Genomic DNA, 20,157 nt, shown 5'->3' with positions numbered 1-20,157 from the left:
TTCCACCTGATCGAGCAACAAGGACGCCCCGATGAACACTGCTGTGGATGCTGTCGAACGTACTGAAATCCTGATCATCGGTGCGGGTCCTGCCGGCTCGGTGGCGGCTGCGATGCTGCGCCAGCAGGGGCGCCAGGTGCTGATGCTGGAGCGCCAGCAGTTCCCGCGCTTCTCCATCGGTGAAAGCCTGCTGCCGCAGAGCATGGAATACATCGAGGCGGCCGGCCTGCTGCAGGACGTGGTGGAAGCCGGGTTCCAGTACAAGAACGGTGCGGCCTTCGTGCATGGCCAAGCGCGTACCGCCTTCGATTTCCGCAAGAAGTTCTCACCGGGCTGGGGCACCACCTACCAGGTGCAGCGCGCCGACTTCGACAACGTGCTGGCGCGCGGCGCCGAGCGCATGGGCGCCACGCTGCGCTTCGGCGATGAAGTGCTGGCGGTCGAGCCGGGCGAGCAGCCGGCGGTCAGCGTGCGCCGTCCCGACGGCAGCGAGTACCGTATCGAAGCGGATTTCATCCTCGATGCCTCCGGCTTCGCGCGGCTGCTGCCGCGCCTGCTGCAGCTGGAATCGCCGTCGAACTTCCCGGTGCGCGGCGCGATCTTCTGCCACGTGCGCGACAACATTCCGGCCGAGGCCGATTTCGACCGCAACAAGATCCTCATCACCACCCACCCCGAGCACATCGACGTCTGGTACTGGACCATTCCGTTCTCCAACGGCTGCTGCTCGCTGGGCGTGGTGGCCGAACCGTCGTTCTTCGAACGCTATGAAGGTGACGATCTGCAGAAGCTGCAGGCCATCGTGGGCGAAGACCCGAACCTGACCCGACTGCTGGCCAACGCCGAATGGGCGGTGCTGCCGGTACGCCGCATCACCGGCTATTCGGCCAACGTCAGTTCGCTGTGGGGCCCGGGCTACGCGCTGCTGGGCAATGCCGGCGAGTTCCTCGATCCGGTGTTCTCCTCCGGCGTCACCATCGCGTTCAAATCGGCGCAGCTGGCCAGCGACTGCCTGAAGCGCCGCTACGCCGGTGAGACCGTCGACTGGGAAGCAGAGTTCTCGATTCCGCTGCGGGCCGGCGTGAAGACCTTCCGCCGCTTCGTCGAAGCCTGGTACCAGGGCGGTTTCCAGAAGATCATCTACCACCCCGACCAGCAGCCTGCCGTGCGTGACATGATCAGCTCCATCCTGGCCGGCTATGCGTGGGACACCAAAAACCCCTACGTGGCCGATGACAGCGGCCGCCGCATGCGTGTGCTGGAGGAACTGTGCAGCGCCTGATCGTCCGTTTCACGGCCGTGCTGCTGTGCGTGCTGCTGGCCTCCTGTGCCAGCCACATGCCGCGGCCTCTGGTCGAGCTGCCGCCGCTGCGCCTGCCGCCGGCCAGCCTGCCGGCGCCGCTGGCGCTGCAGCAGCAGCTGCATTTCCGCTTCGGCAGCCACGAGCGCGACCTTGATGCGCTGCTGGAAGCCGATGCCCAGCAGGTGCAACTGGCGGTGCAGGCGATGGGCCAGACCGGCGTGCGCCTGCAATGGGATGGCCAGCAGCTGACCCAGCAGCGGGCGCCGTGGCTGCCGCCGCAGGTGCGTGCCGAGCGCGTGCTTGACGACCTTCAGTTCGCGCTGTGGCCGACCGCTGCCATTGCGGCGGCGTTGCCGGCGGGCTGGCAGGTGGCCGACGACGGCCAGCAGCGCACGCTCTCACGCGACGGCACGGTGTGGCTGCTGCTGCAGCGCCACGCCGATGGCAGCGTGGAGCTGGACAACCGCGCAGAGGGCTACGCCCTGCGCATTGAATCGATCGACATGGCCGGGCAGGACGAATGACCGCACCGATTTTCCTGAACGACCTGGGTCTGGTCTGCGCCCTGGGCGCGGGCCGGGCCGACGTGGCCGCCGCACTGTTTGCCGACGCCCCGGGCGGGCTCAGCGACAACGACACCCTGCTGCCAGGCCAGACCCTGGCCCTGGGTGAAGTGCGCACGCCGCTGCCCGCGCTGGACGATGTTCCGGTGGCACTGCGCGGCCGCAACAACGCGCTGCTGGAGGTCGCTCTGGCGCAGATCGCGCCGTCGGTGGCGGCGGCCATTGCGCGCTACGGCGCACCGCGTGTTGCCGTGGTGCTGGGCACCAGCACCTCGGGCATCGGCGAATCGGAACAGGCACTTCGCACCCGTGCCGAGCAGGGTGAGTGGCCGCAGGGCTTCGACTACGCGCAGCAGGAAATGGGCACCGCCGCCCAGTTCGTGCGCCAGCGCAGTGGTGCGCAGGGCCCGGCCTGGACACTGTCCACCGCGTGTTCGTCCAGCGCCAAGGCGCTGATGTCGGCCGCGCGCATGCTGCGTGCCGGCATCGTCGATGCGGTCATCGCCGGTGGCGCCGATTCGCTGTGCCGTTTCACGGTTGCCGGCTTCAGTGCACTGGAATCTGTCTCGCCGCAGCGCTGCAATCCGTTCTCGCAGCACCGCAATGGCATCAACATCGGTGAGGGCGCTGCGCTGTTCCTGCTGACCCGCGAGCCGGGTCCGGTGCAGCTGGCCGGCTGGGGTGAATCGGCCGATGCCCATCACATGTCCGCGCCCGATCCGCAGGGTCTGGGCGCCATCGATGCCCTGCAGCAGGCGCTGCAGCGCGCTGGCTGGGCCGCGCAGGAGGTGGACTACGTGAACCTGCACGGCACCGCCACCGGTCACAACGACGCCATGGAAAGCCAGGCCGTGGCGCAGGTGCTGGGCACGCGCGTGCCGGCCAGTTCCACCAAGCCGCTGACCGGGCACACGCTGGGCGCCTCCGGCGCGATCGAGGCCGCACTGTGCTGGATCGTGCTGGCCGACAATCCGCAGCAGCAGTTGCCCGCGCACTGGTGGGACGGCGTGGCCGACCCGGCGCTGCCGGCGCTGTCGCTGGTGACGCCCGGCCAGCGCCTGGCCGACGCGCCGCGGCGTGCCCTCAGCAATTCCTTCGCCTTTGGTGGCAGCAACGCCGTGCTGGCGCTGGAGCGCCTGTGAGCAGGCCGTTGTACGCCATCGAAGACGTGGTGCCGCACCGCCAGGACATGTGTCTGCTGGAGCGCATCGTGCGCTGGGACGATGAGGGCATCGAGGCCGAGCTGGTCGTGCCCGAGGCCGGGTTGTTCGTCGAAGACGGCGGCATTCCGGCCTGGGTGGGCATCGAATACATGGCCCAGGCCATTGCCGCGTGGGCGGGGTGCCGTGCACGCACCGCCGGGCGGCCGCCGCAGCTGGGCTTCCTGCTCGGCAGCCGCCGCTACAGCAGCCAGCGCAGCAGCTTCCCCAGCGGCACCTGCCTGCGCGTACAGGCGCGCTGCGAGCTGTTGGGCGACAATGGGCTGGGAATGTTCGCCTGCCGCATCCTGGCCGGCGACGAAGAATGGGCAGTTGCCAACGTGTCGGTGTTCGAACCGACCGACTCGATGGCCTATCTGGAGAGTGGACAGGCATGACAGGGAATCGGAGTGTGCTGGTGACCGGCGCCAGCCGGGGTATCGGCCGGGCCATTGCGCTGCGTATCGCGCGCGACGGCTTCGACGTGGTGGTGCATTGCCGCAGCCGCGTGGACGAAGCGCAGGCCGTGGCCGCCGAAATCCAGACACTGGGTCAACAGGCCCGCGTGCTGGCCTTCGACGTGGCCGACCGCGCCGCCGCGCGTGCGGCGCTGGAAGCCGACGTGGAGGCGCATGGCGCGTACTACGGGGTGGTCTGCAATGCCGGCATCGCCCGTGATGGCGCGTTCCCGGCGCTGTCCGAAGACGATTGGGACCAGGTCATCCACACCAACCTGGACGGCTTCTACAACGTGCTTCACCCGCTGATCATGCCGATGGTGCGCCGTCGCAAGCCGGGCCGCATCGTCACCCTGTCGTCGGTGTCCGGCGTGGCCGGCAACCGCGGCCAGGTCAACTACAGCGCGGCCAAGGCCGGCATCATCGGTGCCACCAAGGCACTGGCGCTGGAACTGGCCAGCCGCCAGATCACCGTGAACTGCGTGGCCCCAGGCCTGATCGAGACCGACATGCTGAATGAAGAAGTGGTCGAACACGCGTTGAAGCTGATTCCCGCCGGCCGCGTGGGCCGCCCGGACGAAGTGGCCGCCACCGTGGCGTTCCTGCTGTCCGAGCCGGCCGGGTACATCACCCGCCAGGTCATTTCGGTGAACGGGGGCATGATCTGATGGCCGCCGATCGTCGCGTCGTGGTCACCGGTGCCGCCGCCATCAGTCCGCTCGGCCACGACTGGCCGACCATCCAGGCGCATCTGCGCAGCTGCCGCAATGCCGTGCGCAGCATGCCCGAATGGGACGTGTATGCCGGCCTGAACACCAAGCTGGCGGCGCCGGCCCAGGACTACGACCTGCCGCCGAATTACAACCGCAAGACCACCCGTTCCATGGGCAAGGTCGCGATCATGTCGGTGCGCGCCACCGAAGTGGCGCTGCGCGAAGCCGGGCTGTTCGAGCACCCGGTGCTGCGCAGCGGCCGCGCCGGCGTGGCCTACGGGTCGTCGTCAGGCAGCCACGAAGCCACGGGCGAATTCGGACGCATGCTGCACGAATTCACCACCGATGGCATCAGCGCGACCACCTACCTGAAGATGATGAGCCACACCGCGCCGGTGAACATCGGCGTGTTCTTCGGCTTGTCCGGCCGTGTGTACACCACGTCCAGCGCCTGCACGTCGGGCAGCCAGGGCGTGGGCGCCGGCTACGAAGCGATCCGCAGCGGCAAGCAGACGGTGATGGTGGCCGGCGGCGCCGAACAGCTCGATGCCACCGCTGCGGCGGTGTTCGACACGCTGTTCGCCACCAGCGTGCGCAACGACGCCCCGCAGACCACCCCGCGCCCGTTCGATGCCGGCCGTGATGGCCTGGTGCTGGGCGAGGGCGCCTGCACGCTGATCCTGGAAGACCTGGAACACGCGCAGGCGCGCGGCGCCACCATCCTGGCCGAGATCGTGGGTTACGGCACCAACAGCGATGGCCAGCACGTCACCCAGCCCAGCGCCGACACCATGGCCCAGGCCATGCGCCTGGCCCTGGAAGACGCCGGCCTGGAGCCGTCGCAGATCGATTACGTGAACGCCCATGGCACCGCCACCGACCACGGTGACATCGCCGAAACCCAGGCCACCGCCCAGGTGTTCGGCAACCGCGTGCCGATCAGCTCGCTGAAGAGCTACGTCGGCCACATGCTGGGCGCGTGTGGTGCGTTCGAGGCCTGGATGAGCATTGAAATGATGCGCGCCGGCTGGTTCGCTCCCACCCTGAACCTGGGCGAGGTCGATCCGCGCTGCGGCCAGCTCGATTTCATCACCGGCCAGGGCCGCGAACTGCAGGCCGAGTACGTGATGAGCAACAATTTCGCCTTCGGCGGCATCAACACCTCGCTGGTGTTCCGCCGCTGGAGCGAGTGACCCGCTGTACCCGCACCCCAACAAGGAGATGTTCCGATGCGCCGCACCCTGCTGATCGCCGCCGCCACCGCGCTGCTGGCCCTGTCCTCCACCGCCTCGGCCCGCGACACCCGCGTCGAGCAGTCCCTGCGTGACCTGGTCAGTTCGCAGGCCGCCAAAGATGCCGGCATCGACGGCAGCGTCCGCTTCTACCTGGCTGGCCAGCCGGTCAGCGTGCAGCAGCGCCTGGGCGAAGATGTGACCAACAAGAAGACCAACGCCGCCAACAAGAGCGACGAAGAAGCCTGCCGCTGGGTAGCCCTGTCGGCGCTGCGCGCGCTGCAGGACGGCGCCAAGTCGCGCGGCGCGAACGCTGTGGTCGACATCGTCAGCTACTACAAGAAGAACGAGTTCAAGAGCGCTACCAACTACGAATGCTACGCCGGCGCGATCCTGGCTGGCGTGGCGCTGAAGGGCACCTACGCGAAGGTCAAATAAGGCCTGCGCGTTGCCCGGCGCTGGCTGAACGCCACCGCCACATTGCTGAACCCCGGTGGGGAAACGCCGTCGATCGCGCCGCCATCGTCGCGTGACGGCTTTCCCCGCCCCCGGCTTTCCGACACAATCATGGCTCTTCCCGGGTTATCGTCCCGCGGACATGCACGCCTACGTCTATAAAAGCCAAAAAAAGCCGGATACCTACGTCTATCTCGCCCGCCGGGATGACTTCAGTGCGCTGCCTGCGCCGCTGGCAGCGTCGCTGGGCGCGCTCACCTTCGTGCTGGATATCGCGCTGGATGCCTCGCGCCGCCTGGCCCAGGCCGATCCGGCCAAGGTCCGCAGCGAACTGGTCGAACGCGGTTTCTATCTGCAGGTGCCGCCGTCGGTGGCCAGCCTGATGCCGCGCCACTATGACTGAGCTGTCCCGTTCGCGCGCCCTGACCGCGGCCTTCGGGCTGGGCGCCCTGCTGGCGCTCGGTTCGGCCCTGGGCGGCCTGCCCGGTGCCGTGCTGGCCGCGTTGGCGCAGCCGGCGTTCGCGCTGGGCGTGTCGTGGTGGCGGCGCAGCCGCGCGCTGCTGCCGCTGCAGCAGACCCTGCGCCAGGACGTGCCGGCGCTGCTGGCGCTGTGGTTCGCTGCGCCGCTGCTGCTGGCGTTGCTGTTGGCCTGGCCGCTGGCCGCGCTGCGTGACAGCGGCAGCCTGGCTGCCGTACTGGGCCTGAGCGTGCTTGTCAGCGCCGCACTGCTGGCCGCCTGGCGTACCTGGCCGCTGTGGAACGATGTCGAACGCCTGGATGGCGGCCTGGGCCCGCATTGGCAGGCACTGGCCGGGCGCGATCTGAGCGCCTGGCGTGGCCTGGGTGTGGCCGCCATCGTGGTGGCGCTGGCCGCGCTGGTGGTGTTGCCGGCCTGGCCCGCACTGCTGCCTGAAAGCGCGCGCTGGCCGTCCACCCTGGCCGTGCTGCTGCTGTCGCCGCTGCTGCACCTGCTGCTGCAGAAGGTGCAGCCGGCGCCCCTGGTGGCGCTGCGCGCCGCTGTGTTCGAAACCGCCAGCGATGATCCGGCACCGCTGTTCACTGGCGCGGCCGACAGCACGCCGCTGGAGGCCATGGCGCCGCACGAACTCACCCCGTCGTTGTTCGAAGCGGCCCGCCACGGGCGTGTCGATCGCGCATTGCAGCTGCTGCAGGCCGGGGCCGACGCCCATGCGCTGCCCGATACGAACTGGCGCGACCAGCGCAGCCTGGCCGTGCTGGCCGCGGTACTGCCCGACCTGCGCCTGCTGCGTGAACTGATCGGGCGAGGGGTTGATGTGAATGCCCCGCACCGCGGCATGACCCCGTTGCTGGCCGCCACCCGTGATAGTTGGCATGGTCGCCCCGAAGCGGTGATGACCCTGCTGGCCAACGGCGCCGATTCGCGCGCCACCGACAGCGACGGCAATACGCCGCTGCACCATGCCGCACGCAGTTCCGACCCGGGCGTGGCCGCGCTGCTGCGCGATGCCGCCGCCGAAGTGGACGCGCTGAACCAGGAAGGCTGGTCGCCGCTGGCCGTTGCCTGCCAGGTTGGCAACTGGCGCCTGGCGCGCTTCCTGCTCGAGCGCGGTGCGCGTACCGAACCCGCCGATGGCACCCCGGTGCTGCTGGCCGCGGCGGCCACCGAAGACGACGACCCCGCCGGCGTGCAGCTGCTGCTCAAGCACAAGGCCCGTGCCGATGCGCGCGACCGCCAGCGCCGCAGCGCGCTGCATGACGCTGCGCTGGCTGGCCACGTGGACATCATCGCGGTGCTGCTGGGTGCCGGTGCCAACCTGGAAGCGCGCGACGCGCTGGGCCGTACGCCGTGGCTGGAAGCAGCCCGCGCGGGCCGTGCTGCTGTCATCGAACACCTGCTGCCGCACAAGCCCGACCTGACCGCCGTCGATGGCGAAGGCCGCAACGCGGTGCTGCTGGCCGCCATGGCCGACGATGTGTCGCCGCTGCTGGTCAAGCGCCTGGTGGACCTGGGCATCGCCGCCGATGCCAGTGACCCGCTGGGCCGGCGTGCCGTCGATTACGCCGCCGAAGCCGGGCGCTGGGCCATCGTGGCCCTGCTTGATCCGAGTTACCCGCTGCCGGCGGCGGTCAGTGATGGCCTGGCCGAACGTGGCGATGCGGCAACGGCCACCGGCCTGCTGCCGGACCGCCCGCCGCTGACCCTGCTGCGCGAAGCGCTGGGCTTCGGCAATACCGAAGGCATGGCCGCACTGGCCAGGCTGTGCCAGCCGGAAGAACTGGGTGGTCTGCTGCTCGACCCGGAGCTGGCGCTGGAACCGCGCGCGGTGGACTGGCTGCTGGGCCATGGCGCCGACCCGTATGTGCGCGACGCCTGCGCCGATACCCCCATGTTCGCCCTGCTGGCGCGTGGCATCGATGCCGTGCCGGCCCTGCAGGTGATGCTGCAGCGTGGCCTGTCGCCGGCCGGGCGCGGTGGCCTGGCCCGTTTCCTGGCCGCGTGCGCACAGCATGACCAGGCCGCCCGTGGCCTGGAACAGCTTGCGTTGGAACTGCTGGAGCGCGGTGCCGATCCGTTCGCGCCTTCGCCGGCCGGTGATCCGCCGTTGTCGCTGGCCGTGCGCCTGGGCTGGCTGCGCCTGCAGCAGGCCCTGCTGAACGCGGGCGTGGACCGCGAAGCACGCGACAGCCACGGCATGACGGCCCTGCACCTGGCCACTGCGCTGGCCCGCGAAGGCGCATTGAAGCTGCTGGTGCAGCACGGGGCATCGCCGGAAGCCCGTGCCGCCGACGGCCAGACCCCGTTGGGTGTGGCGCTGTCGATCGGCCGTCGCGACCTGGCCGACTGGCTGGACTGGCGGGTGTGGCCGCTGCCGCGCCGCACCCTGCGCGAAAGCGATCTGCCGGCCGCGGCCATGGCCGGCGACGTCGACGCCGTGCGCCGCTTGAACGATCTGGGCTTTGCCATCGATGCGGTGGATGCGCAGGGCTGTACCGCGCTGCTGCGCGCTGCCGGCGGCGGCCACCTGGCGGTGGTTGATCTGCTGCTGGCCCGTGGCGCCGATCCCCAGCATGGTGCCGCCAGCGGTGCCACGCCATTGTCGGCGGCCGTCAGCATGCGCCAGGTCGATATCGTGTCGGCCCTGCTGGATGCCGGTGCGCAGCTGGAACACCGCCTGCCCGGCGGCGTGACCGTGTTGATGCTGGCCTCGGCGCTGGGCCTGCCGGACATCGTGGCGCGCCTGCTCACCGCCGGTGCCGACGTGCACGCCGGTGATGCCCAGCAACTGGGGCCGCTGCACTGCGCCGCACTCTATGGTTTCAGTGCGCGCGACCGCTCCCGCCTGCTGGCCCTGCTGGACACGCTGCTGCTGGCCGGTGCGGAGCCGGACCAGGCCGCCGCCGGTTCGGTCACCCCGCTGCTGCTGTTGCTGGGCGCGCGCGCCGAGCCGGGCACGGCCTGCGACGAACAGGTGGTGATGGCGGCGGTGGAACGACTGCTGGATGAAGACGTAAGCCTGGACGTGCGTGACCCGCGCGGATTCGGCCCGCTGCATCTGGCCGCGCTGCATGGCCTGCCGCTGCTGGTGCAGCGCCTGCTGCGCGCCGGCGCCGATCCGGAAGCACGCGACAGCTTGAACCGCAGCCCGCGCGAAATCGCGGTCATGCGCGGTTTCATCGACGTGGCCGGCGAGTTCGAGCCGCGCGTCCCCGGCGTGTCCTCCATGGCCCGCTTCCTGCGCGACAACGGCTGAGGCACGGGGTCGGATCCCTTTCCGCAGGAAAGGGCTCTGACCCCTGCATGGCGTCATGCACGCTCATCCACGCATGGCGTGGATCTACTTGTCGCGCTCGGCGTCGGCTTCGAACAGGTGCATCAGGTCGTTGCGGGCATCGCGCGAGGTCTGGATCACCGCGGCTTCGTCGTCGTACACCAGATACTGGTCGCGCAGCAGCTGTTCGTCGTGCTCGCGGAAGCGCTGCACATGGCGCTCGGCCACATCGGCAGCCACACCGAGCGCGGTCAGCACGCGGCCGCTCATTTCCAGGCTGGTGCCGAACACTTCGCGGAACGGTTCGGCCGACATGTCCATCAACCGCCACGCATGCTGGCGGTTGCGCGCACGCGCCAGCACCTTCGCTTCCGGGTACAGGCGGCGCACCATGCGCACCGCGCGCAGGTTGGTTTCCGGGTCGTCCACGGTGATCACGAACACATCGATGTGCTCGCCACCGGCGGCGCGCAGCATCTCCGGCCGGGTCGGGTCGCCGTAGTACAGCTGGTTGCCGAAGCGCCGCAGGTCGGCCACGGTGTCCGGGTTCGCTTCCAGCGCCACGAACGGCACCTTCTGCGCGGTCAGCAGGCGCGCGATCACCTGGCCGAAGCGGCCCATGCCGGCAATCAGCACCTTGGGCTGATTGTCCGGTACCACCTTGTCGGCCGGCGCGGCGTCACGTGGCGCCGCGCGCTCGCGCCCCAGCAGCTTCAGCAGCGCGATCATCAGCAGCGGCGTGATCGCCATCGACAGGCCGACCACCGCCACCAGCCGGTCGTGGTTCGCATTGCCCAGCAGGTGCGCGCGCTGCGCTTCGTTGAACACCACGAAGGCGAACTCGCCGCCCAGCCACAGCACACTGCCCAGCAGCAGCGACTGCCGCGACGTCAGCCGGGCAACCCGGCCGATCGCATACAGCACGCTGAACTTCACCAGCAGCAACGCGCCCACGCCGGTGGCGATCAGCCAGGGCTCGGCGGCAATGCGGTCCAGGTCGATGCCCATGCCCACGGCAATGAAGAACAAGCCCAGCAGCAGGCCCTTGAACGGTTCGATCTGCGCTTCCAGTTCGTGCCGGAACTCCGAATCGGACAGCAGCACGCCGGCCAGGAACGCGCCCAGGCTGGGGCTCAGGCCGGCCTCCTGCATGAACCACGCCGTGCCCAGTACCACCAGCAGGGCGGTGGCAGTGAACACTTCGGGGCTGCGCGTGCGCGCGATGACGCCAAACACCCGCCGCAGCACCGGGCGCCCGCACAGGATCACCACCGCCAGCGCGCCCAGCGCCACCGCCGCATCTTCCCAGCGCAGGGTCTGGTTGCGCGCCCCGCCCAGCAGCGGAATGGCAGCCAGCAGCGGAATGGCGATAAGGTCCTGGAACAGCAGAATGGCAAACCCCAGCCGCCCATGATCGCTGTTCAGCGCCTTGTGTTCGGACAGCAGCTGCAGGCCCACCGCGGTGGACGACAGGGCCAGTGCGATGCCCACCACCAGCGCGCTCTTCCACTGGAAATGGTCCAGCAGCAACAGCCCGCCCAGCAGCAGCCCGGACACGGCGACCTGCGCTGCACCGGCACCGAACACCGAGCGCCGCATCACCTTCAGGCGCGAGGGTGACAGTTCCAGCCCGATCACGAACAGCAGCATCACCACGCCGATCTCGGCCGCGCCCAGGATCCGGTCGGCATCCTGCACGAAGCCCAGCCCGTCCGGGCCCAGCACCACGCCGGCCGCCAGATAACCCAGCACCGCGCCGAAGCCGAACTTCTTGAATACCGGCACCGCGATCACCGCGGCCAGCAGCAGCACCAGTGCCAGTTCCAGACCACCGCTATGCATGGGAATACCTGGTCATCGCAGTGGCCGGGGCGCGTCCGTTCGGTTGGGGGAAGGGCGGTGGAGTGCCCTGCGCGCATTATGCGCGCCTGCCCGTGCACGAACGACAACGGCACCGCAACCGGCAACCGGCCAGCGCCGCAACCGGGGTTGACCGCGGCAGTGGGCAGGTCCAGACTGCCCGCCGCTGCCGGTGTCTTGCGGCAGTACACCCATCCGGAGTCCCCAACCCATGTCCAGCGACAGTAGAAGTCGACCTCGTTCGACGCCAGCGATGGCAACCGCCTGACATCGGGACGGTCTGCCTGCGTTGGCGTTGCGCGAGGTCGCACCCACGAAAGGCAGATCCATGAACCAGAAGCAATTGCTGCGTCCGGTGGCCGATGCCGCCGCACTGGCCGCCCCCCTGGCCGACTACAACACCGCCGACGCGGTGGAATACCTCAACACCCTGGAGCTTGAGCGCGCCGCTGACACGCTGGCCGCATTGCCGCTGCCGCGCGCGGTGAAAATGCTGGAAGCTCCGGAGCTGCACCGCAGTGGCGAACTGGTGGCCGCGCTGCCGCCGGCCCGTGCCGCAGCGCTGCTCGGCCTGATGGCCGACGACCGCGCCACCGACATCGTGCACGAGCTGGACGACGACGAGCGCGCGCGGCTGATTCCGCTGCTGGGCAGTGAAGCCCGCCAGGCCATCCAGACCCTGCTCAGCTACCCGCCCAACACGGCCGGTGCGCTGATGACCACCGAGTTCGTGGCGGTGCCGGCCAGCTGGACCGTGGCCCAGACCCTGCAGCACATCCGCCAGGTCGAGCGCACCCGCGAAACCGTGTACGCCATCTACGTGCTGGACCCGACCAGCCAGCAGTTGCAGCAGGTGGTGACCATGCGCCGGCTGATCACCGGCCTGCCGGAGGAATCGATCCTGGACGTGGCCCAGGTCAACCCGCCGGTAACCGTCGATGCCCTGCTGGACCAGGAAGAAGTGGCGCGGCTGATCCGCCGCCACGACCTGCTGGCCATTCCCGTGGTCGATGCGCAGCAGCACCTGCTGGGCATCGTCACCGTCGATGACGTGCTGGATGCCCTGATTGAAGAGTCGACCGAGGACGCGCACAAGTTCGGCGGCATGGAAGCGCTGGACAAGCCGTACATGCAGATCGGCTTCTTCGAGATGCTGCGCAAGCGCGCCGGCTGGCTCAGCGTGCTGTTCCTGGGTGAAATGCTGACCGCCAGCGCCATGCAGCATTACGAGGATGAACTGGCCCGTGCCGTGGTGCTGACCTTGTTCATTCCGCTCATCATGAGTTCCGGTGGCAATTCCGGTTCCCAGGCCACCTCGCTGCTGATCCGCAGCCTGGCCCTGCGAGAACTGCGCCTGCGCGACTGGTGGAAGGTGGCCCTGCGCGAAGTGCCCACCGGCATGGTGCTGGGCGCGATCCTGGGCTGCCTGGCCATCGTGCGCATCGTGATCTGGCAGCTGGGAGGCCTGCACGACTACGGCGAGCACTGGGTGCTGCTGGCCATCACCATCGGTGCGGCGCTGGTGGGCATCGTCACCTTCGGTTCGCTGTCCGGTTCGATGCTGCCCTTCATCCTCAAGCGCCTGGGTTTCGACCCGGCCAGCGCCTCGGCCCCGTTCGTGGCCACCCTGGTGGATGTCACCGGCCTGGTCATCTACTTCAGCATCGCCGCCATGATCCTGCACGGCACGCTGCTGTAAGCGCCCAGGCAGGTGCCGACCTTGGTCGGCACGCAGGGGTCAGAGCCCTTTCCTGCGGAAAGGGATCCGACCCCTTCACCAACGCGGGGTCGGATCCCTGCGCGCAGCGCTGGGCTCTGACCCCTTCACCACGGAATTTCGGTACCGTAGGCGCATGAGTACCTACCACCTGCAGTCCGTGTTCCGCCCGCAGTCGGTTGCGGTGATCGGCGGCAGCCCGCGCGAACGCTCGGCCGGCCGCGCGGTGATGCGCAACCTGCGTGGCACCGGCTTCCCCGGCAAGGTGGCGTGGATCAACCCGCGCCATGCCGAAATCGATGGCATCCGCACAGTGAAGCGGCTGAAGGACCTGGACTGGGTGCCCGACCTGGTGGTCATCACCGCGCCGGCGGCCATCGTGCCGCAGGTGGTGCGTACCGCCGCCGAGCGCGGCGTGCAGGCGGCCATCATCCTCACCGCGCACCTGGGCGAAGGCCCGGGCTCGCTGTCCGAACAGGTGGAAACGGTGGCGCGCAAGCACGGCCTGCGCATCCTCGGCCCGCACTGCCTGGGCGTGATCGCGCCGCACGCGCGGCTCAATGCCAGCATCGCCGCGCATTTCCCGCAGGCCGGCGACCTCGCGTTGATTTCCGAATCTTCGGCGATTGCCGCGGCGCTGGTGGAGTGGGGCGTGGCACGTTCGGTCGGCTTCTCCGCCGTGGTATCGCTGGGCGACACCCTGGACGTCGACTTCGGTGACCTGCTCGATTACTTCGCCACCGACTATCGCACCCGCGCCATCCTGCTGTACGTCGAACACATCAAGGACGCACGCAAGTTCATGTCGGCCGCGCGTGCCGCTGCGCGTGCCAAGCCGGTGGTGGTGGTGAAGTCCGGCCGCGCCGAGCGCGTGCAGCCTGGCAGCGCCGATACCCACGTGCAGGCGCTGGCACGCGCCGATGATGTCTACGGCGCCGCCTTCAACCGCGCAGGGCTGCTGCGCGTCAGTGCGCTGGACGAGCTGTTCACCGCCGCCGAAACCCTGGGCCGCCTCGGCACGTTCCCGGGCCGCCGACTGGCCGTGCTCAGCAATGGTGGCGGCGTCGGCCGCTTGGCCGTGGACCAGCTGGCAGCGCTGCGTGGCACCCTCGCGCAGCTGTCCGACAGCACGGTGGAGACGCTGGACAAAGTGCTGCCGCAGGGCTGGTCGCGCAGCAACCCGGTCGACATCGTGGTGGACGCCGATGGTGACCGCTACGCCGCCGCCATCGAAGCGCTTCTGGCCGACAGCGAGAACGATGCGGTGATGGTGGTCAACGTGCCCACCGCGTTCACCTCGTCGGCCGATGCGGCGCAGGCGCTGACCCGCACCCTGGGCCTGCGCCCGCGCCACCACCGCGACAAGCCGGTGTTCGCTGTGTGGCTGGGCAACGATGACCAAGCCACCGCAACGCTCAATGCCGCGCGCGTACCGACCTATCCGACCGAGGCCGAAGCCGTGCGTGGCTTCCAGCATCTGGTGCACTACCGCGAAGCGCAGAACGCGCTGATGGAAACGCCACCCAGCCTGCCCCAGGATTTCAGCGTAGATACCGCGCGTGCGCGTGCGCTGGTCGAATCTGCACTGGGCAACGGCCAGCAGTGGCTCGATCCGCTGGCTACCCATGAACTGTTGAAGGCCTACGGCATTCCGTCGGCGCCGGTACTGCATGCGCGCGATGCGCACGAGGCGATGGACCTGGCCCAGCCGCTGCTGGAGCGCGGCGCCACGGTCGCATTGAAGATTCTGTCACCGGATATCCCGCACAAATCGGAGGTGGATGGCGTGCGCCTGAACCTGGCCACGCTGCCGGCGGTGCAGAGCGCGGCCAACGCGATTCTTGCCCGCGCGCGCCAGCTGCGCCCCGATGCGCGCATCGACGGTCTGCTGGTGCAGCCCACCATCGTGCGGCCGAAGGCGCGCGAGATCATCGTCGGCATTGCCGATGATGCAACCTTCGGGCCGGTGATCGTGGTCGGTCGCGGTGGCACGGCGGTGGAAGTGATCAACGACAAGGCGCTGGCGCTGCCACCGCTGGATCTGCGCCTGGCGCACGAGCTGATCGGGCAGACCCGCGCCTCGCGCATCCTGAAGGCCTACGGCGATGTGCCGGCGGCCGACGAACGCGCGCTGGCGCTGGCGCTGGTGAAGCTGGCGCAGCTGGCCGCCGACATTCCTGAAGTGCGCACGCTGGACATCAATCCCTTGCTGGTGGACAGCAAGGGCATCCTGGCCCTCGATGCACGCGTGGCGATCGCACCCTCGCGCATCCTGCACAAGGGCCGTGGCCATCCGCGCTTCTCGGTGTTCCCGTACCCGAAGGAGTGGGAACGCACCATCGATCTGTCCGATGGTGGGCGCGCCTTCGTGCGCCCGGTACGGCCGGAAGACGATGCGCTGTTCCGCGCGTTCTTCGCCAGGGTCAGCGACGAAGACCTGCGCCTGCGTTTCTTCCAGTCGGTGAAGCACTTCAGCCACGAATTCATCGCGCGCCTGACCCAGCTCGACTATGCGCGCTCGATCGCGCTGGTGGCCATCGATCCACGCAGCGGCGACATGCTGGGCGCGGTGCGCCTGCATGCCGATGCCGATTACCATCGCGGCGAGTACGGCATCCTGATCCGCTCGGACCTGAAGGGGCACGGTATCGGCTGGCGCCTGATGGCGATCATGATCGAGTACGCCAAGTGGCTGGGCCTGGACGTGGTGGAAGGGCAGGTGCTGCGCGAGAACAGCACCATGCTGGCGATGTGCCAGAGCCTGGGCTTCAAGGCGAAGCTGGACCCGGACGACCCCACTGTAATGGTGGTGACCCTGCCGGTGCAGCAGGTCGAAGTGCCTGCCCCGGACTTGTAGAGTCGAGCTTGCTCGAGCAGCCTTTCGTAGAGTCGAGCTTGCTCGACTGATGTGTGCAGCGCAGTCGAGCAAGCGAGCAAGCTCGACTCTACAGCCCAACAGCCCGTTCCGGCATGGCCACGCCGGCCCGCCGGCGCGACAATAGCCCCATGACCGAACGCATCCCCCTGCTGCTGCTGCCCGGCCTGCTCAACGATGCCGAGCTGTGGCGCGCGCAGCTGGCCGACCTGGCGGACATCGCCGATTGCACCGTGGGCGACCAGACCCGTGGTGAAACCCTGCAGGCGGTGGCCGAGGACGTGCTGGCGCAGGCCCCCGAGCGCTTCGCCTTGGCCGGCTTCTCCCTGGGCGGCTTCGTCGCCCAGCAGATCCTGCGCATCGCGCCCGAGCGCGTGCTGCGGCTGGCGCTGGTCGATACCTCGATCCATGCCGATTCGCCCGAGCGCGCCGAACAGCGCCGCAGCCAGCGTGCCAGCGTGCGCCTGCCGGGCAGGTTCCATGGCTTTGGCGATGCGCTGATGCGCAGCTACATCGATGCGTCGAGGCTGGACGACTACGTGCTGGTGCAGCGCGTGCGTGACATGACAGCACGCCTGGGCGCCGAGGTGTTCCTGCGCCAGAGTGGGCTGGAACGCCGCGACGGCCATGACGTGCTGGCCGCGTACCGCAATCCGCTGCTGATCGTCTGCGGTGCCAACGACCGCATCACGCCGCGGGCGGTGAGCGAGGAAATGCACGCGCTGGTGCCGCAGTCGCAGCTGGTGGTGCTGCCCGATTGCGGGCACCTGGCACCGATGGAAAAGCCGGACGAAGTGAGCGCGGCGATGCGTGGCTGGCTGTTGCAGGCCTGATGGATCCGCCGGGCATGGCCCGGCGCTACCCACCCGTATCCGGTAGCGCCGGGCCATGCCCGGCGGCCGTTCCTCAATCCCAGGCCGGGGCGATGCCTTCCGGGTTGGCCAGGCGATGGCCGCGGTCCAGCTTGGCGATCTGCGCCATGTCATCGTCGGTCAGGCGGATCGCGGCGGCTTCCAGGTTGCTGGCCAGGTTCTCGCGCTTGGTCGATGAGGGAATGACCGCAAAGCCCTGCTGCAGCGCCCAGGCCAGCGCAACCTGCGCCGGGGTGGCCTGGTGGCGGCCGGCAATGACCTGGATCACCGGGTCCTTCAGCACTTCGCCATAGGCCAGGCTCATGTAGGCGGTAATGCGGATGCCGTTGTCCTGCAGGAACTTCACCAGCAGGCGGTTCTGCAGGTACGGGTGGATCTCGATCTGGTTGGTGGCGATGGCATCGGCGCCCAGGATCTCGATCGCCTTGCGGGTCTGGGCGATGGTGAAGTTGGAAATGCCGATCTCGCGGGTCAGGCCCTGCGCCTTGGCCTCGGCCAGTGCGGGCAGGTATTCCTCCATCGGCACATCCACCTTGTCGTTCGGCGAAGGCCAATGGATCAGCGCCAGATCCACATGGTCGGTGCGCAGCTTCTGCAGGCTGGTGCGCAGGCTGGCCAGCAGCGCATCGTGCTTGAACTCGCTGATCCACACCTTGGTGGTCAGGTAGATATCCTCGCGCGGCACGCCGGATTCGGCGATCGCCTGGCCGACTTCGGCCTCGTTGTCATAGATCTGCGCGGTATCCACGGCGCGGTAGCCGACGTCCAGTGCGTTGCGCACCGAATCGATCACGGTCTGGTCTTTCAGGCGGAAGGTGCCAAGGCCAAAGGCGGGGACAGTCATGGGAAGCTCCAACGGGGGGAAAGGAGTGAACAGGAAGGGTAGGGCAGCGGCCGTATGCATGCCGGCAACGGTGCATTGCATGGCCGGTCAGTGTGCGGCGGCGGCAATGCCCTCGGCGCGGTGGTCCACGCCATCGCGGCGGTCCAGGCGGCCGCTGAGTGCGGTCAGTGCATAGGCAACCACCACCACCAACGCACCCAGCCACGGGGTATGCATCAGGCCGATGTGCTCCACCACCAGGCCACCCAGCGAGGCGCCCAGGGCGATACCGATGTTGAACGCGGCGATGTTCAGGCCCGAGGCCACGTCGGTCGCCTGCGGTGCATAACGCTGCGCCTGCTTGACCACGTACACCTGCAGGCCCGGCACGTTGCCAAAGGCCACTGCGCCCAGCGCCAGCACGGTCAGCAGCATCAGCCAGATGTTGTGGGCGGTGAAGGTCAGCACGAACAGGACGATGGCCAGCAGCGCGAAGATGCGCTTCAGCGCCGGCACCGGGCCCAGCCGGTCGGCCAGGCGGCCGCCCCACAGGTTGCCGATTGCCACCGACACGCCGTACACCAGCAGCACCAGGCTGACCGCATTGGCCGAAAAGCCGGTGACGTCCTGCAGGATCGGCGCCAGGTAGGTGAAGGCCAGGAAGGTGCCGCCGTAGCCCAGTGCGGTCATCGCATAGACCAGCAGCAGGCGCGGCTGGGCCAGCACACCCAGTTGCTGGCGGAAGCTGGCCGGTGCGCTCTGCGGCACCGTGCGCGGCACGAACAGCAGCGCGCCCAGCAGGGCCACCACGCCCAGCGCGGCCACGGCCAGGAAGGTGGCACGCCAGCCCAGGTGCTGGCCGATGAAGGTGCCCAGCGGCACGCCGGTCACCAGCGCCACGGTCAGGCCGGTGAACATGATGGCGATGGCACTGGCGGCCTTTTCCTTCGGCACCACCGCGGTGGCGATGATCGAGCCGATGGAGAAGAACACGCCATGGGCCAGGCCGGTGAGGATGCGCGCGGTGATCAGCGAGGTGTAACCCGGTGCCATCCAGGCAATCACGTTGCCCAAGGTGAACAGCACCATCAGCGCCACCAGCAGCTGCTTGCGCGGTACGCGCCCGGTCAGCGCGGTCAGTACCGGCGCGCCGATGGCCACGCCCAGTGCGTACAGCGAAACCAGCAGGCCGGCCGAGGGCAGGCTGACGCGCAGGTCGGCGGCGATGGTCGGGATGAGGCCGACGATGACGAATTCGGTGGTGCCGATGGCGAACGCGCCGAGCGTCAGCGCCAGCAGGGCCAGGGGAATGCCACGGGTCATGACAGGGTCCAGAGGAGGAGAAGGCGGGCAGTGTGCGCGGCCTACCTTTGCTGAAAAACCAGTCTTCACGCCAATCACTCTTGCCTGCTGGTCAATAATGGCGGCATGAAGACCACCCTCGACGAAATGCAGGCCTTCCTGGCGGTGATCGACAGCGGTTCGATCAGCGCCGCCGCCGAGCAGCTGGGGCAGACCCCTTCGGGGGTCAGCCGCGCGCTGGGCCGCTTGGAAGAAAAGCTGGGGACCACCCTGCTGACCCGCACCACGCGCCGGCTGCACCTGACCGCCGAAGGCGAGGCCTACCTGCGCCACGCGCGGGCGATCATCGATGCGGTGGAATCGGCCGAGGAGCAGATGGCCGCTCGCCGCGAGCGCCCGGTCGGTCGGCTGCGGGTGGATGCGGCGATGCCCTTCGTACTGCATGTGATTGCACCGCTGGTAGCCGGCTACCGCGCCCGCTATCCCGAGGTGCAGCTGGAGCTCAACAGTTCCGAGCGCTATATCGACCTGCTGGAGCGGCGCACCGACCTGGCCATCCGCATCGGTCCGCTGGCCGATTCAACCCTGCATGCGCGGCCGCTGGGCCGCTATCGCTTGCAGCTGGTGGCCAGCCCGGCCTACCTGGCCGCCCACGGCGAGCCCAGCAGCGTGGCGGCGCTGGGGCAGCACACGCTGCTGGGGTTCAACGAACCGGAATCGTTGAATCGCTGGCCGCTGCCGGGCGATGCCGACGGGCAGTTGCTGGTGCGCCCGGACGTGGCCGTTTCCAGCGGTGAAACGCTGCGCCGGCTGGCGGTCGAAGGCGTGGGCATCACCTGCCTGTCCGACTTCGTGACCGCACGCGACCGCGCCGCCGGCACGCTGGTGCCGGTGCTGTCCGCGCAGACGCTGGATGTGTACCAGCCGATCCACGCGGTGTACTACCGCAACACGGCCGTATCGGCGCGCATCACCTCGTTCCTCGATCATCTGGGCGAGGCGATGGCGCACGGCCAGGACCCGCGCTGGTAG

16 protein-coding genes are annotated in these 20,157 nt (G+C 68.9%); 13 read left to right on the top strand and 3 right to left on the bottom strand.

The window, feature by feature from the left end; genetic code table 11:
* Positions 1–31 precede the first annotated feature (31 nt).
* The 9 genes from RTY46_RS08155 (at position 32) to RTY46_RS08115 (ending at position 9,658) form a co-directional block, all read left to right on the top strand.
* Positions 32–1,282, top strand: a complete 1,251-nt coding sequence (locus RTY46_RS08155) for an NAD(P)/FAD-dependent oxidoreductase (protein WP_312707689.1) — start codon at positions 32–34, stop codon at positions 1,280–1,282.
* Positions 1,270–1,827, top strand: a complete 558-nt coding sequence (locus tag RTY46_RS08150) for a DUF3261 domain-containing protein (RefSeq protein WP_312707688.1) — start codon at positions 1,270–1,272, stop codon at positions 1,825–1,827. Before RTY46_RS08155 ends, RTY46_RS08150 begins: the two co-directional genes overlap by 13 nt.
* A complete protein-coding gene (locus RTY46_RS08145) occupies positions 1,824–3,008 on the top strand; it encodes a beta-ketoacyl-[acyl-carrier-protein] synthase family protein (RefSeq protein WP_312707687.1) in 1,185 nt (394 codons plus the stop codon). The genes RTY46_RS08150 and RTY46_RS08145 overlap by 4 nt, the downstream gene beginning before the upstream one ends.
* Positions 3,009–3,055: 47 nt before the next feature.
* On the top strand, positions 3,056–3,463 hold the full coding sequence (locus tag RTY46_RS08140; protein ID WP_312707780.1) for a hypothetical protein: 408 nt from the start codon (positions 3,056–3,058) through the stop codon (positions 3,461–3,463).
* Positions 3,460–4,191: a 3-ketoacyl-ACP reductase FabG2 gene (locus tag RTY46_RS08135; protein WP_312707686.1), complete on the top strand. Its 732-nt coding sequence runs from the start codon at positions 3,460–3,462 to the stop codon at positions 4,189–4,191. The genes RTY46_RS08140 and RTY46_RS08135 overlap by 4 nt, the downstream gene beginning before the upstream one ends.
* On the top strand, positions 4,191–5,429 hold the full coding sequence (locus RTY46_RS08130) for a beta-ketoacyl-ACP synthase (RefSeq protein WP_312707685.1): 1,239 nt from the start codon (positions 4,191–4,193) through the stop codon (positions 5,427–5,429). The genes RTY46_RS08135 and RTY46_RS08130 overlap by 1 nt, the downstream gene beginning before the upstream one ends.
* Positions 5,430–5,465: 36 nt before the next feature.
* Positions 5,466–5,906 carry an excinuclease ATPase subunit gene (locus RTY46_RS08125; protein WP_312707684.1) on the top strand — a complete coding sequence of 147 codons (441 nt, stop codon included), beginning with the start codon at positions 5,466–5,468 and terminating at the stop codon, positions 5,904–5,906.
* Between the two features lie 160 nt (positions 5,907–6,066).
* Positions 6,067–6,327 carry a YcgL domain-containing protein gene (locus RTY46_RS08120; RefSeq protein ID WP_312707683.1) on the top strand — a complete coding sequence of 87 codons (261 nt, stop codon included), beginning with the start codon at positions 6,067–6,069 and terminating at the stop codon, positions 6,325–6,327.
* The gene (locus tag RTY46_RS08115; RefSeq protein WP_312707682.1) at positions 6,320–9,658 is read left to right on the top strand and encodes an ankyrin repeat domain-containing protein; all 3,339 of its coding nucleotides are present in this window, start codon (positions 6,320–6,322) and stop codon (positions 9,656–9,658) included. The genes RTY46_RS08120 and RTY46_RS08115 overlap by 8 nt, the downstream gene beginning before the upstream one ends.
* 84 nt (positions 9,659–9,742) lie before the next feature.
* Here RTY46_RS08115 and RTY46_RS08110 read toward each other — a convergent pair whose 3' ends face one another.
* On the bottom strand, positions 9,743–11,518 hold the full coding sequence (locus RTY46_RS08110) for a monovalent cation:proton antiporter-2 (CPA2) family protein (RefSeq protein ID WP_312707681.1): 1,776 nt from the start codon (positions 11,516–11,518) through the stop codon (positions 9,743–9,745).
* 346 nt (positions 11,519–11,864) lie between these two features.
* On the opposite strand from RTY46_RS08110, the gene mgtE reads away from it, so the two are divergent.
* From mgtE to RTY46_RS08095, 3 genes are all read left to right on the top strand, one after another.
* Positions 11,865–13,235 carry a magnesium transporter gene (gene mgtE / locus RTY46_RS08105; protein ID WP_312707679.1) on the top strand — a complete coding sequence of 457 codons (1,371 nt, stop codon included), beginning with the start codon at positions 11,865–11,867 and terminating at the stop codon, positions 13,233–13,235.
* Between the two features lie 154 nt (positions 13,236–13,389).
* A complete protein-coding gene (locus RTY46_RS08100) occupies positions 13,390–16,110 on the top strand; it encodes a bifunctional acetate--CoA ligase family protein/GNAT family N-acetyltransferase (protein ID WP_312707678.1) in 2,721 nt (906 codons plus the stop codon).
* Positions 16,111–16,259: 149 nt separating this feature from the next.
* A complete protein-coding gene (locus RTY46_RS08095) occupies positions 16,260–16,961 on the top strand; it encodes an alpha/beta hydrolase (RefSeq protein ID WP_312707677.1) in 702 nt (233 codons plus the stop codon).
* 73 nt (positions 16,962–17,034) lie between these two features.
* On the opposite strand, the gene dkgB is transcribed toward RTY46_RS08095, so the two are convergent.
* Together dkgB and RTY46_RS08085 are read right to left on the bottom strand one after the other, a co-directional pair.
* Positions 17,035–17,844, bottom strand: coding sequence for a 2,5-didehydrogluconate reductase DkgB (gene dkgB, locus RTY46_RS08090; RefSeq protein WP_312707676.1), 810 nt, complete (start codon positions 17,842–17,844; stop codon positions 17,035–17,037).
* 87 nt (positions 17,845–17,931) lie between these two features.
* Positions 17,932–19,146, bottom strand: a complete 1,215-nt coding sequence (locus tag RTY46_RS08085; RefSeq protein ID WP_312707674.1) for an MFS transporter — start codon at positions 19,144–19,146, stop codon at positions 17,932–17,934.
* 105 nt (positions 19,147–19,251) lie between these two features.
* On the opposite strand from RTY46_RS08085, the gene RTY46_RS08080 reads away from it, so the two are divergent.
* The gene (locus RTY46_RS08080; RefSeq protein WP_312707673.1) at positions 19,252–20,157 is read left to right on the top strand and encodes a LysR family transcriptional regulator; all 906 of its coding nucleotides are present in this window, start codon (positions 19,252–19,254) and stop codon (positions 20,155–20,157) included.

This window comes from Stenotrophomonas sp., from assembly GCF_032056425.1.
Taxonomy (GTDB): Bacteria; Pseudomonadota; Gammaproteobacteria; order Xanthomonadales; family Xanthomonadaceae; genus Stenotrophomonas.
The sequence above is the reverse complement of the archived record's forward strand: the minus strand, read 5'-3'. Positions and strand labels throughout refer to the sequence as shown.

What these genes read in the sequence shown, in the direction of transcription:
- RTY46_RS08125 (WP_312707684.1), top strand. Translation starts at nt 5,466, where the DNA reads ATGCGCCGCACCCTGCTGATCGCCGCCGCCACCGCGCTGCTGGCCCTG.
- dkgB (WP_312707676.1), bottom strand. Translation starts at nt 17,844, where the DNA reads ATGACTGTCCCCGCCTTTGGCCTTGGCACCTTCCGCCTGAAAGACCAG.
- RTY46_RS08110 (WP_312707681.1), bottom strand. Translation starts at nt 11,518, where the DNA reads ATGCATAGCGGTGGTCTGGAACTGGCACTGGTGCTGCTGCTGGCCGCG.
- RTY46_RS08120 (WP_312707683.1), top strand. Translation starts at nt 6,067, where the DNA reads ATGCACGCCTACGTCTATAAAAGCCAAAAAAAGCCGGATACCTACGTC.
- mgtE (WP_312707679.1), top strand. Translation starts at nt 11,865, where the DNA reads ATGAACCAGAAGCAATTGCTGCGTCCGGTGGCCGATGCCGCCGCACTG.
- RTY46_RS08135 (WP_312707686.1), top strand. Translation starts at nt 3,460, where the DNA reads ATGACAGGGAATCGGAGTGTGCTGGTGACCGGCGCCAGCCGGGGTATC.
- RTY46_RS08130 (WP_312707685.1), top strand. Translation starts at nt 4,191, where the DNA reads ATGGCCGCCGATCGTCGCGTCGTGGTCACCGGTGCCGCCGCCATCAGT.
- RTY46_RS08095 (WP_312707677.1), top strand. Translation starts at nt 16,260, where the DNA reads ATGACCGAACGCATCCCCCTGCTGCTGCTGCCCGGCCTGCTCAACGAT.
- RTY46_RS08140 (WP_312707780.1), top strand. Translation starts at nt 3,056, where the DNA reads ATGTGTCTGCTGGAGCGCATCGTGCGCTGGGACGATGAGGGCATCGAG.
- RTY46_RS08115 (WP_312707682.1), top strand. Translation starts at nt 6,320, where the DNA reads ATGACTGAGCTGTCCCGTTCGCGCGCCCTGACCGCGGCCTTCGGGCTG.
- RTY46_RS08145 (WP_312707687.1), top strand. Translation starts at nt 1,824, where the DNA reads ATGACCGCACCGATTTTCCTGAACGACCTGGGTCTGGTCTGCGCCCTG.
- RTY46_RS08155 (WP_312707689.1), top strand. Translation starts at nt 32, where the DNA reads ATGAACACTGCTGTGGATGCTGTCGAACGTACTGAAATCCTGATCATC.
- RTY46_RS08080 (WP_312707673.1), top strand. Translation starts at nt 19,252, where the DNA reads ATGAAGACCACCCTCGACGAAATGCAGGCCTTCCTGGCGGTGATCGAC.
- RTY46_RS08085 (WP_312707674.1), bottom strand. Translation starts at nt 19,146, where the DNA reads ATGACCCGTGGCATTCCCCTGGCCCTGCTGGCGCTGACGCTCGGCGCG.
- RTY46_RS08100 (WP_312707678.1), top strand. Translation starts at nt 13,390, where the DNA reads ATGAGTACCTACCACCTGCAGTCCGTGTTCCGCCCGCAGTCGGTTGCG.